At 70.2% G+C, this 11350-nt stretch carries 11 protein-coding genes; 6 read left to right on the forward strand and 5 right to left on the reverse strand.

Annotated features, from left to right (window positions below; all coding sequences use genetic code 11):
- Nucleotides 1–51 precede the first annotated feature (51 nt).
- Both ACWGI8_RS29135 and ACWGI8_RS29140 read right to left on the reverse strand, forming a co-directional pair.
- Nucleotides 52–702: a hypothetical protein gene (locus tag ACWGI8_RS29135; protein ID WP_453665348.1), complete on the reverse strand. Its 651-nt coding sequence runs from the start codon at nt 700–702 to the stop codon at nt 52–54.
- A gap of 86 nt (nt 703–788) precedes the next feature.
- A complete protein-coding gene (locus tag ACWGI8_RS29140; RefSeq protein WP_453665349.1) occupies nt 789–2003 on the reverse strand; it encodes a hypothetical protein in 1215 nt (404 codons plus the stop codon).
- A 242-nt stretch (nt 2004–2245) separates the two neighbouring features.
- Between ACWGI8_RS29140 and ACWGI8_RS29145 the strand changes: the two genes are divergently transcribed.
- A complete protein-coding gene (locus ACWGI8_RS29145) occupies nt 2246–3865 on the forward strand; it encodes an N-acetylmuramoyl-L-alanine amidase (RefSeq protein WP_453665351.1) in 1620 nt (539 codons plus the stop codon).
- 15 nt (nt 3866–3880) lie between these two features.
- Here the strand turns inward: ACWGI8_RS29145 and ACWGI8_RS29150 are convergent, their stop codons facing one another.
- From ACWGI8_RS29150 to ACWGI8_RS29160, 3 genes are all read right to left on the reverse strand, one after another.
- A complete protein-coding gene (locus ACWGI8_RS29150) occupies nt 3881–4381 on the reverse strand; it encodes a hypothetical protein (protein ID WP_453665353.1) in 501 nt (166 codons plus the stop codon).
- A gap of 98 nt (nt 4382–4479) precedes the next feature.
- Nucleotides 4480–5157, reverse strand: a complete 678-nt coding sequence (locus ACWGI8_RS29155; protein WP_453665354.1) for a DUF4328 domain-containing protein — start codon at nt 5155–5157, stop codon at nt 4480–4482.
- A 137-nt stretch (nt 5158–5294) separates the two neighbouring features.
- Nucleotides 5295–6908, reverse strand: coding sequence for a beta-N-acetylhexosaminidase (locus ACWGI8_RS29160; protein WP_453665356.1), 1614 nt, complete (start codon nt 6906–6908; stop codon nt 5295–5297).
- A 251-nt stretch (nt 6909–7159) separates the two neighbouring features.
- On the opposite strand from ACWGI8_RS29160, the gene ACWGI8_RS29165 reads away from it, so the two are divergent.
- The 5 genes from ACWGI8_RS29165 (at nt 7160) to ACWGI8_RS29185 (ending at nt 11311) form a co-directional block, all read left to right on the forward strand.
- Nucleotides 7160–7726 carry a 2-oxo-4-hydroxy-4-carboxy-5-ureidoimidazoline decarboxylase gene (locus ACWGI8_RS29165; protein WP_453665358.1) on the forward strand — a complete coding sequence of 189 codons (567 nt, stop codon included), beginning with the start codon at nt 7160–7162 and terminating at the stop codon, nt 7724–7726.
- A 184-nt stretch (nt 7727–7910) separates the two neighbouring features.
- Nucleotides 7911–8291, forward strand: a complete 381-nt coding sequence (sdhC, locus tag ACWGI8_RS29170) for a succinate dehydrogenase, cytochrome b556 subunit (RefSeq protein WP_453665360.1) — start codon at nt 7911–7913, stop codon at nt 8289–8291.
- Between the two features lie 8 nt (nt 8292–8299).
- Nucleotides 8300–8776 (forward strand): succinate dehydrogenase hydrophobic membrane anchor subunit, encoded by a 477-nt coding sequence (locus ACWGI8_RS29175; RefSeq protein WP_453665361.1) that lies wholly within the window; start codon nt 8300–8302, stop codon nt 8774–8776.
- 22 nt (nt 8777–8798) lie between these two features.
- Nucleotides 8799–10553 (forward strand): succinate dehydrogenase flavoprotein subunit, encoded by a 1755-nt coding sequence (gene sdhA / locus ACWGI8_RS29180; protein ID WP_453665363.1) that lies wholly within the window; start codon nt 8799–8801, stop codon nt 10551–10553.
- Complete coding sequence (locus tag ACWGI8_RS29185) at nt 10553–11311, forward strand: succinate dehydrogenase iron-sulfur subunit (RefSeq protein WP_453665365.1); 759 nt, start codon at nt 10553–10555, stop codon at nt 11309–11311. The genes sdhA and ACWGI8_RS29185 overlap by 1 nt, the downstream gene beginning before the upstream one ends.
- Nucleotides 11312–11350 lie beyond the last annotated feature (39 nt).

Raw genomic sequence — 11350 nt, forward strand, 5'->3', positions numbered from 1 at the left:
GTCAGAGGGTCCCGGCCGCTGCCATGCGCGAGTCCGGTCACACGGATCCGGTCAGTCGGGAACCGCCCCGTACCACCGCCACGACTCCAGGCGCCCCCGGCCGTCCAGTGCGCCGCGACCCGTCGCCCACAGGAGGGTGGCCCAGCGGTCGGTGTCCGCGGGCGCATCCGGGAAGAGACGGGCGAGGACTCGGTCGCAGAGGCCGGCCGGCGGGGTCCAGGAGACACCGAGCCCCTCGGCGATGTCGTGGGTGTGGACGAGGGTCTCCACCACGCCCATGGCGGCGAAGCCCTCCGGGTCCGACACCCCGAAGCCGTGGTACGAGCGCATGTCGGCCGGCGCCGTCCGGACCATCGCGGTGAGCATCGCCCCGCACGCCTCCAGTACCGTCAGCAGCCCGGCAGGCCCGGCAGCCCGGTCCGCGAAGGTCACGTTCGCGGGCCCGCCCTCCCGTCGCGCGAACCAGTGGAAGGGGATCTCCTTGTCCAGCGGGGGCGCGTCCGGGCCGATCTGGGCGGCGTACGCGAAGAGGTCGTCGGCAAGGTGCTCGACGGTCTCCCAGCAGGTCCACTCCAGGGTCCCGGCCTTGGTGTCCCAATCGCCGCCCAGGCGGCTCCGCAGGGTCGTGAGCGCGAGCCGCACAGCATGCTGGACGTCGTCGGCGGTGACGGGGCTTCTCGCTGATCCGTGATCGTCGGCCATGGCGGGACCGTACCAGCGGCATGTGACAGGCCGTCGACTCCCCCGAGTCCCCCGACTCCTCCTCCACTGATTCAACGGACTTCCCCTTAACGCGCGATGGCGTCGGAGGCGGCACACACCGCAAGGCCGGTGAGCAGAAACGCCGTTGCGGCGCTCAGGAGCGCGACCTCGTAGTAGGTGCCGCTCGCCCAGGAACCTGCCACGTACGCCGCGGCCGTCCCGGCGACCGCGGCGGCGCCGAGCTGGGCGCCCAGGAGCGACCGGGACCCGGAGCCGCCCTGCCGGAGCGCGTACGCCGCTGCCACGAGCAGGATCAGAAGTCCGGCGGCCGCCGCCAGCTCAGGCGTCCCGAAGGTCACCCCGTAACGCACGGCGAGTGCGGGCACGAAGAACAGCACCAGCCAGCGTCGCAGGCCCTCGCTGATCACCGCCACCGCGCCGCCGGGGACCGGCCGACCGTGAACCTTTCCGGCGGCCCTGCGCGCGAGGAACAGGACGAACAGAGAGGCCGCAGCGTACGGCCAAGTCCGCTCCGCCTTGCCGAGGTTGTAGAGGAGGGCGGTGTCGTACACCATCAGCACCAGTGCCCCCAGCGCGGCGAGCGACACGAAGAACAGCAGGAGGCCGCCCGCCCCGAGCGGCCCTCCATCCGCCTCGCACTCGTCGTCGTCCTCGCACTCGTCGTCGTCCTGGTCCTCGTCTTCGTCCTGGCGCGCGGCGAGCCACCTGATGAACACCGGTGTCACCACAGCCGCCACCAGCCGGACGGCGATGTCATCGACCGTGTACGGATTGCGCAGATCCCACTCGACGAGACAGAACACGGCGGTGTACGAACCCGACGCGGCCCAGAGCAGCGGCGAACCGGCCACCCTCGGGTACAGGGAGCGGTCCAGCCATCGCAGCGCAACCATGAAGGCCAGGAGCACGAAGGGGAGTTCGAGGAAGGCCTGCACCCGCAGCACGGAGGGCGCGAGGAGTTCCGGTGCGGGGAAGTTCGCGACCGCCCATCCCAGCAGGCCGCTGTCGGTGGAGGCCAGGGCGAACCAGCCCTCGGGGAGATACCTGGCGATGAAGGACGCGTCGCCGCCGTGCACGCGCGCGACGTAGACGGTGAACAGCACCTGGTTCAGACAGACCAGTGCCACCACCACGCCCAGCGGGACCCCGGGACCGATTCTGCGCCCGCCGACCGCAGGCCCCACCGGAATCGCCGGCACCCGGCGTTCCACCGCCAGGGCGACGAGGACCGAGAGCACGACGACCACATCGACCGCGTCACCCCATCGGCTCACCCGCACGCCCCCGTCCTCTTCCTGTTCCTGACCGCCGCCATTCTCGCCTCATGAGTGTTTGTCCCGGCGAATGCAAGCGGGTTGGGGCACTGAGCGGCGGGCGGGGGTGGTCCGGGCCGCGGCTGTTCGGTCCCGTATTCCGATGATTCCGATGGCCCGTCAATCACCTGCTCATTTCGGGCGATCATCGGCAGGGCCGCGGCCCGTCCCGGCGCTTTGCGGGTGCTCGGTCCATATGCTCGCGCCTCATGAGAAACCGCCCCACGAGGCGCTCCCGCACCGCCCTGGTCGTCGCCGCGGCCATGGCCATCGGGTTCTGTCTCACCGGACCGGCGGGCTACGAACCCACAGGCGGCTCCGAACCCACAGCCTCCGAGCCCGTCGCGACGGGCGGCGACGTCCACACCGTCCCCGTGCCCGCCGGTGACGCCCCGGCGCTGAGGGCGCTCCCCGCCCGGACCACAGGACCGTTCAGCATGGTCGGCCTCACCTGGGACGACCCGCACGCACAGCTCCGCGGCACGGCCGAGGTCCGTACCCGCGACAGCCGTACCGGCACCTGGTCGCCGTGGCGCAAGCTCGACACCGATGCACGCACGCCCGAGTCGGGGCCCGAGTCCGAGTCCGGAACCGAGTCCGGGCCCGGGCACGGCGCGGCCGGACCGCGGGCCGGGACCGAGCCGATGCGGGCCGGGAGCGCGCCGCTGTGGACCGGACCGTCCGACGGGGTGGAACTGCGCGCCAGGGGCGAGGCGCTGCCGCAGGGGCTGCGGCTCGACCTGGTCGACCCGCAGGGCCGAACAGCCCGGCCCGCGTCCCCGCGCGCCGAGACGCCCGGTGGAGCGCCCGCCATCACCTCACGCTCGGAGTGGGGCGCGGACGAGTCCTACGTCGGGAGTGAGCCCACGTACAACAGCAGCACGGAGGCGATCTTCGTCCATCACACCGGCGGGTCGAACACCTACGACTGCGCCGACTCGGCCTCGATCGTGCGAAGCATCTACACGTACCACGTGGAGAGCCAGGGCTGGAACGACATCGGCTATCACTTCCTGGTCGACAGGTGCGGCACGGTCTTCGAGGGCCGCGCGGGCGGCATCGACCAGCCCGTCCAGGGCGCGCACACGTACGCCTTCAACGTCGACACGAGCAGCATCGCCCTCATCGGCGACTACAACGACGCGACCACCACCCCCGCGGTCCGCGAGGCGGTCGCCGGGCTGGTGGCCTGGAAGCTGGGCCTGTCCGGGGTCGACGCGGCCGGAACGGCCACCCTCACCGCGGCCGACGACAACGAGTGGTTCGACGAAGGGCAGACCGCCACCTTCAGCCGGCTGTCGGGGCACCGGGACGCCAACGACACCGACTGCCCCGGCGAAAACCTGTACGCGGACCTGCCCGCCATCCGCATGCTCGCCACCGCCACGCAGACCGGTGTCGTGCCCGAGGACGCGGAGGACGCGGACGCCGCCGTCGGTGACTTCGACGCGGACGGCGACGAGGACGCAGCCGTCACCTACCGTACGGCGGCCGGCGCCATGCCCCTCGCCGTGCTGAACGGTTCGCTGCAGGGCCTGCGCACCGGCCCACCGGCCGTGCTGATGGGCGCCGGCGGACGCGCCCTCGCCTCGGGGGATCTGAACGGCGACGGGTACGCCGATCTCGCCGTCGCGACCGGGCGCGGGATCGTCACGTTCCACGGCTCGCCCACCGGCCTCACCACGACCGGCGCGCCGACCGTCCTGCCGGACCGGGCCTTCGACTCGCTGACGGCGCGGGACGCGAACGGGGACGGATACGCGGACCTCCTCGTGGGCACCGAGGTGGTGGCGGAGGGCGGACCGCAAGGGTTCACGCCCGCCCGGTAGGCCCTGGTCGGACGGTCAGCTCCGAGCCCTCGCCCGGCGGGACAGGGCCGCCCGCAGTACGCGCCGGCCCTCCGTCGAGACGTCCAGGGCCCGGCGCAGCCCGACGCCGCCCGGGGTATCGGCGAGGAGTTCCAGGATCTGGATCTGGCGGCGCTGTTCCCCGGTGACGAGCGGGCCTTCGGTCCCGCCCGACGGGTCGAGCGTCTGGTGGAGTTCGATCGCCAGGGCGGAACAGGCCGTCGCCCACTCGGCGAGCGGACCCGCGGCCCACTCGGAGGGCGCGGCGCCGATCATCTTCCGCACCGGAGCCGCCGCCTCGTCGGCGTCGCCCAGGGCGGCTCTCGCGGTGGCCAGGCGCCCGGCCCAGCCGTCCTCGCCCGCGGCGATACCCGCCCAGAGCGGGCGCAGCACATCGGTCTCGTCGACCAGCAGGGGCAGGCAGCGGTCCAGACAGGCGAGACCGCTCGCGGCCAGGCTCCGCTCATCCGCCTCAGCGATCAGTTGGACCAGGCTCATCGACGCCTCCCGACAGTGCGGACGCTGTACGTCCCTTACTGCGCCAGGTGGCTTGAAATCGTCACTCGGACGCCCGGTTGGCCCCGATTCGCCCGGGCTCACACAGCGGTCATGGCCGGTCCACCCAGGGCCTTGGTGTGCTGCAGAGCCGTCAGCTTCCGTACGAAGAGAATGGCGAGTACGGCCGCGACCATGTCGAACACGGCGCTGGTCACCACCAGCGCCGCGGCGTCGTGGATCGCGTCCACGTCGTTGGCCTTGTCGTACGCCTTGCTCGCGTAGCGGTCGAAAAGCGCGGACCAGACCCAGGCGCCCCACCAGGCGTTGAGGAGGCCGCGGCCCGCGGGCTCACGTCCGTACGGATCGGCCTGGCTCGCCCGCAGGATGTCGGCGGCGATCCCCCGCGGTATCCAGAGGTTCCCGAACGGGATGAACCAGCTGCCGATCGCCCAGCCCGCCGTCCTTCGCTGAAGATCGGGCGCGAAGGTCGCGGCGTTCAGGCGGAGCCGGTGGAACCAGATGATGAAGACGGTGGCCGTCGCCAGCAGGGCGATGACGTACAGCACGCTCGAACCGGCCATGGCGTAATCGGCCCGGTTCAGCTGGGCCTCGTCATTGGCGACGGAGCTGTTCGCGGCGACCTGGCTCATGAGCGACCGTATGTTGAGCGAGGCGGCGATGATGAGCAGATCGACCACGATGATGAGACCGAGCAGCGCGGTGACGGCGTACGAGAGCCCGACGGGCGACCGGAGCACCGGCCAGGACGCGGGCATCGATGCAGGCGCGGGCGCAGGCCAAGGCGCATTGCTCATAGAAGAAACCCCCCAAGGGTCACAGAAGGAGAAGCGCGCCCCTCCCCAGGGCGCGCCGAACAGTCGTACGAGGACGACCGGCCTGCGGACCCTAACCCTCAGCCGAGCTTGTTCGCCAATGCGTTGAACTCCGCCCACGAAAGCGCCGGCTGCCCCGGCGTCCACAGCTTCTGGGACACCGCCCGCAGGGGCATGCGGATGCCCGCCGCCACCTGGTCCTGGGTCTGGGCCCGGGAGAGGTCGCTCCAGACGGCGAGGCGGCCGCCGAGGATCTGACCGGAGTAGCGCTCCGGGACGGGGGTCGTGCCGCGCAGGACGAGCGGGGTCCACTGCTCGTAGATACGGCGGCCCGTGGGGTAGGTGAACTGGTTGGGCTCGCCGAGCACGTAGTAGAGGTACTCGTCGTTGAGGTTGACCACCGGGCGGCCCTCCGCCAGATACTCCTGCGGCGGCCGCGCCCCGATCTCCTTACCGGTCCAGTACTCGACCTCGATGCCCTTGTCCGCGGATTTCACGCCACCGGCGAAGAAGCCGTCGTTCCAGGCCTTGGGCTGCTTCTGCGCGGCGCGCACCACCGCGGCGCGGTCGTTGAGCCAGCCGGTCGCGAGGTCCTGGACGCCGGCGTTCGGGCCGTACTTCTGCACGGCCGCCTGGGCGAGCTGGGGGTAGGAGGCCGCCGGGTTCCGCACGGTCAGCGCCTGGTACTCGTCGGCGCCGACATGGAACCAGGCTCCCGGGAAGAGAGCCGAATACTCGCGCAGCAGATCGTCGACGATCTGCGCGGACTCGGGCTTGGAGATGTCGATGGCGCCCTGCCGGGGCACGCCGTTGACGTTGCGCAGCTGGAGCTGCGGGTGGGCCTTCATGACGGCGCCCAGGTGGCCCGGCGAGTCGATCTCGGGCACGACGGTGATGTGGAGGCTCTGCGCGAGGGCGATGATCCTGCGCACCTCGGCCTTGCTGAGGTGCTCGGCGGAGACCACCTCGGGATGGGAGTCGGAGGCGATCCGGAAGCCCTGATCGTCGGAGAAGTGCAGCCCGAGCTGGTTGAGCTTGAGGTCGGCCATCTCACGCAGCCGGGCCTCGATCCAGCCCGAGGTGTAGTGCTTGCGCGCGATGTCGACGTTCAGCCCGCGCTGCGGCCGGTCGGGCCGGTCGCGTACGACGCCTTCGGGCATCGTGCCGCCGGAGCGGACGGCCTGCTTCAGGGTGCGGGTGCCGTAGAAGACGCCGGCCTCGTCGGGGCCGGTGATCCTCACACGGTTGTCGCGGGTGGTGAGGGTGTACGACTCGGGCGCGCCCTGCCCCGCCTTGGCGAGCGACAGCTCGATGTCGCCGGCGTTGACCGGGCCACTGTTGCGGAATCCGGTCTTCAGCTCCTGGGAGAGCAGCCGCCCCTCGTCGGCGAGCGCCTCGCTGCCCTTGGCGACGACGACCGCGCTGCCCGGCCCCGGCCGCCAGCCCGGCCCGCGCGCGGGCTCGTGGTCCCGTACAGACGGGATGGTGAGGGGCGCCGTGGAGAGCGGATACGCCTTCGTGGGCGAGGGTGCCGGCGTGGGCGACGCGGCCGGCGGTGCGGGCGGCGACGCCTGTGCGCCACCGGGCTCCGCGCCCGCGGAACCGCCGTTCGAGCACGACACCACCGCCGACAGGGCCGCGGCCGCAACGACGGCCGAGCCCACGCGCCGTGCGCCCAGGGATTGCCACTTCACCGAATCAGCCTCTCTTCCAGCTGAAGTATGACGAACGAAGGTGAATCGGGTAATTTCAGTCAGGTCTGTCTACCATGCGTGCCGAACCTCTCCCGTCCGGGTGAAATTCCCGTATCCGTCGGACAGCTCGTGCCGCGCATCGATAGCGTTGCAGCTCAACCACCCCATCGCCCCCAGTCGTCCCGGAGCCCACGCTGCCCAGCGAACCGCCCACCGGCCTCCCGCAGCGACCGCCGACACTCCGCCCCGCCGTGCGCATCCCGGCTCCCGCCGGACCCGCCGACCCGGCCGCCACGGGACCCGCACGGCCGCGCATGCCCGGCCTGGAGCGCTTCAACACCGTCCCGGCCGTCGCCGCCACAGCCGCCCTGCTCAGCTGCTGCGGAAGCCACCGCTGGGCGCAGCGGATCGTCATCCACCGGCCCTACCCCGATCTGGCCGCCCTGCTCGCCGCCGCCGACGAGGCCAGCTACGACCTCTCCGCGGCCGACCTGGACGAAGCCCTCGCCGACGAATCCTCCTCCGGACTGCACCCGACCGCGCCACCGGCCGCACACACCGCGCTGCGCGCCGCCCACGCCGCGTACGAGGCGAGCTTCGGCCACGCCTTCGTGATCTGCCTGGACGGCGTCCGGGCCGACGAGCAGCCCGACCAGATGCTGGCAGGGATCCGCTCCCGGCTCGGCAACGATGCGGACGAGGAGCGGGCGATCGCCGCCGACCAACTGCGTCGCCTCGCCCGCGCCCGACTGGCACATGTAGTAGCCAACCATCCGGAACCGAGTAGTTTCGGACCGGCCGGACGGCCGCACCGATAGCCCGTCCGTGCCTGTTTGATTGCCGGTTTGATCACACCAGCGGACCCCGCGCGAGGGAACCGACATCTCGTCGCTACGATGGCCGGGGCCGGTGGACCGTACCCGGCCGGGCCAGACCGACAGAGCTGTCAACATTGAGAGGACTGGCGGCCGGCTCCAATCCCCGCTCCCGGAGGGTTTTTCCGTGCCGGCTGGAACGCTGTACCGCGGCCGGGAAGGCATGTGGTCCTGGGTGGCTCATCGAGTCACCGGTGTCCTCATCTTCTTCTTCCTGTTCGTACACGTGCTGGACACCGCTCTCGTCCGTGTCTCCCCCGAGGCCTATGACGATGTCGTCGCCACGTACAAGACGCCGATCGTCGCACTGCTGGAGTACGGCCTCGTGGCCGCCATTCTCTTCCACGCGCTGAACGGCCTTCGTGTCATCGCCGTGGACTTCTGGTCCAAGGGCCCGCGCTACCAGAAGCAGATGCTCTGGACCGTGATGGGCATCTGGGTCGTACTGATGGCGGGCGCCCTTTACCCGGTGCTCGGCCACGCCGCACGCGAGTGGTTCGGGAGCTGAGGACCGACATGTCTACTGAGACACCTTCCGCGATCGGCGCCGTCGAGGGCACGGGCCTGTACGACGTCGACAACCCCGCCCCGGTCATCGAGGCCCCGCGCAAGCGCACCGGCAAGACCCCGAAGTCGACCCGCGGCAACTTCGAGATGGCCGCGTGGCTCTTCATGCGCCTGTCCGGTGTCGTGCTGGTCGTCCTGGTCATCGGCCACCTGCTGATCCAGCTGGTGCTGGACGGCGGCGTGTCCAAGATCGGCTTCGCGTTCGTCGCGGGCCGCTGGGCCAACCCGTTCTGGCAGGTCTGGGACCTGCTGATGCTGTGGCTGGCGATGCTGCACGGCGCGAACGGTCTGCGTACGGTCATCAACGACTACGCGGAGCGGCCGAACACGCGCCTGTGGCTCAAGGGCCTGCTGTACACCGCCACGGTGTTCACCATCCTTCTGGGCACGCTGGTGATCTTCACCTTCGACCCGAACATCCGCTAGGCACGGGGCTGAGGTTCCACTCATGAAGATTCACAAGTACGACACCGTCATCGTCGGCGCGGGCGGCGCCGGCATGCGCGCCGCCATCGAGGCGACGAAGCGCAGCCGCACCGCCGTGCTGACGAAGCTCTACCCCACCCGCTCCCACACGGGCGCCGCGCAGGGCGGCATGGCCGCCGCGCTGGCCAACGTGGAGGAGGACAACTGGGAGTGGCACACCTTCGACACGGTCAAGGGCGGTGACTACCTGGTCGACCAGGACGCCGCCGAGATCCTGGCGAAGGAGGCCATCGACGCCGTCCTCGACCTGGAGAAGATGGGCCTGCCGTTCAACCGGACCCCGGACGGCACCATCGACCAGCGCCGCTTCGGCGGCCACAGCCGCAACCACGGCGAGGCCCCGGTCCGCCGGTCCTGCTACGCCGCGGACCGCACCGGCCACATGATCCTCCAGACGCTGTACCAGAACTGCGTCAAGGAGGGCGTGGAGTTCTTCAACGAGTTCTACGTCCTGGACCAGCTGATCACCGAGGTCGACGGCGTCAAGAAGTCGGCGGGCGTGGTCGCGTACGAGCTGGCCACCGGCGAGATCCACGTCTTCCAGGCGAAGGCGGTCATCTACGCCTCCGGCGGCACCGGCAAGTTCTTCAAGGTGACGTCGAACGCGCACACCCTGACCGGTGACGGCCAGGCCGCCTGCTACCGGCGCGGTCTGCCGCTGGAGGACATGGAGTTCTTCCAGTTCCACCCGACGGGCATCTGGCGCATGGGCATCCTGCTGACGGAGGGCGCCCGCGGTGAGGGCGGCATCCTCCGCAACAAGGACGGCGAGCGCTTCATGGAGAAGTACGCGCCCGTCATGAAGGACCTCGCCTCGCGTGACGTCGTCTCGCGCTCCATCTACACGGAGATCCGCGAGGGCCGCGGCTGCGGTCCCGAGGGCGACCACGTCTTCCTGGACCTGACCCACCTGCCGCCGGAGCAGCTGGACGCCAAGCTTCCGGACATCACGGAGTTCGCGCGTACGTACCTCGGCATCGAGCCCTACACGGACCCGATCCCGATCCAGCCGACCGCGCACTACGCGATGGGCGGCATCCCCACGAACGTCGAGGGTGAGGTCCTCAGCGACAACACCACCGTCGTTCCGGGTCTGTACGCCGCCGGTGAGGTCGCGTGCGTGTCGGTGCACGGCGCCAACCGCCTGGGCACCAACTCGCTGCTCGACATCAACGTCTTCGGCCGCCGCGCCGGTATCGCCGCCGCCGAGTACTCGGCGAAGGCCGACTACGTCGAGCTGCCCGAGAACCCGGCCTCCCTCGTGGAGGCGCAGGTCGAGCGGCTGCGCAGCTCCACCGGCACGGAGCGGGTCGCCGTGCTCCGCAAGGAGCTGCAGGAGACGATGGACGCCAACGTGATGGTGTTCCGCACCGAGCAGACGATCAAGACGGCGGTCGAGAAGATCGCCGAGCTGCGCGAGCGCTACCGGAACGTGTCCATCCAGGACAAGGGCAAGCGGTTCAACACGGACCTGCTGGAGGCCATCGAGCTGGGCAACCTGCTCGACCTGGCCGAGGTCATGGCCGTCTCGGCGCTGGCCCGCAAGGAGTCCCGCGGCGGTCACTACCGCGAGGACTTCCCGAACCGCGACGACGTCAACTTCATGCGCCACACCATGGCGTACCGCGAGGTCGGCGCCGACGGCTCCGAGACCGTGCGTCTCGACTACAAGCCCGTCGTCCAGACCCGCTACCAGCCGATGGAGCGTAAGTACTGATGGCAACCCCCGTACTGGACAAGGTCGAGGCGGAGGCTGCCGCCTCCCCGTACATCACGGTCACCTTCCGGATCCGCCGCTTCAACCCCGAGATCTCGGACGAGGCCCAGTGGCAGGACTTCCAGATCGAGATCGACCCGAAGGAGCGTGTGCTCGACGGTCTCCACAAGATCAAGTGGGACGTCGACGGCACGCTGACCTTCCGGCGCTCCTGCGCGCACGGCATCTGCGGCTCCGACGCGATGCGGATCAACGGCAAGAACAGGCTCGCCTGCAAGACGCTGATCAAGGACATCAACCCGGAGAAGCCCATCACGATCGAGGCCATAAAGGGCCTCACGGTCCTCAAGGACCTGGTCGTGGACATGGAGCCGTTCTTCCAGGCGTACCGGGACGTCATGCCGTTCCTGGTCACCACCGGCAACGAGCCGACGCGCGAGCGGCGGCAGTCGGCGGAGGACCGCGAGCGGTTCGACGACACCACCAAGTGCATCCTGTGCGCCGCGTGCACGTCGTCCTGCCCGGTGTTCTGGAACGACGGGCAGTACTTCGGCCCGGCGGCGATCGTCAACGCGCACCGCTTCATCTTCGACTCGCGTGACGAGGCCGGCGAGCAGCGGCTGGAGATCCTCAACGACAAGGACGGCGTGTGGCGTTGCCGCACGACGTTCAACTGCACGGACGCCTGCCCGCGTGGCATCGAGGTCACGAAGGCGATCCAGGAGGTCAAGCGGGCGCTGATCACGCGCCGCTTCTGATCGAAGGGTCAGACATCGCGTCAGGGGCCCGTTTCTGTA

The organism is Streptomyces sp. NPDC054841 (assembly GCF_053611045.1).

Excerpts from the sequence above, each read along its gene's own strand:
- ACWGI8_RS29135 (WP_453665348.1), bottom strand. The coding sequence starts at position 702 with ATGGCCGACGATCACGGATCAGCGAGAAGCCCCGTCACCGCCGACGAC.
- ACWGI8_RS29175 (WP_453665361.1), top strand. The coding sequence starts at position 8,300 with ATGTCTACTGAGACACCTTCCGCGATCGGCGCCGTCGAGGGCACGGGC.
- sdhA (WP_453665363.1), top strand. The coding sequence starts at position 8,799 with ATGAAGATTCACAAGTACGACACCGTCATCGTCGGCGCGGGCGGCGCC.
- ACWGI8_RS29145 (WP_453665351.1), top strand. The coding sequence starts at position 2,246 with ATGAGAAACCGCCCCACGAGGCGCTCCCGCACCGCCCTGGTCGTCGCC.
- ACWGI8_RS29185 (WP_453665365.1), top strand. The coding sequence starts at position 10,553 with ATGGCAACCCCCGTACTGGACAAGGTCGAGGCGGAGGCTGCCGCCTCC.
- ACWGI8_RS29150 (WP_453665353.1), bottom strand. The coding sequence starts at position 4,381 with ATGAGCCTGGTCCAACTGATCGCTGAGGCGGATGAGCGGAGCCTGGCC.
- ACWGI8_RS29155 (WP_453665354.1), bottom strand. The coding sequence starts at position 5,157 with ATGCCCGCGTCCTGGCCGGTGCTCCGGTCGCCCGTCGGGCTCTCGTAC.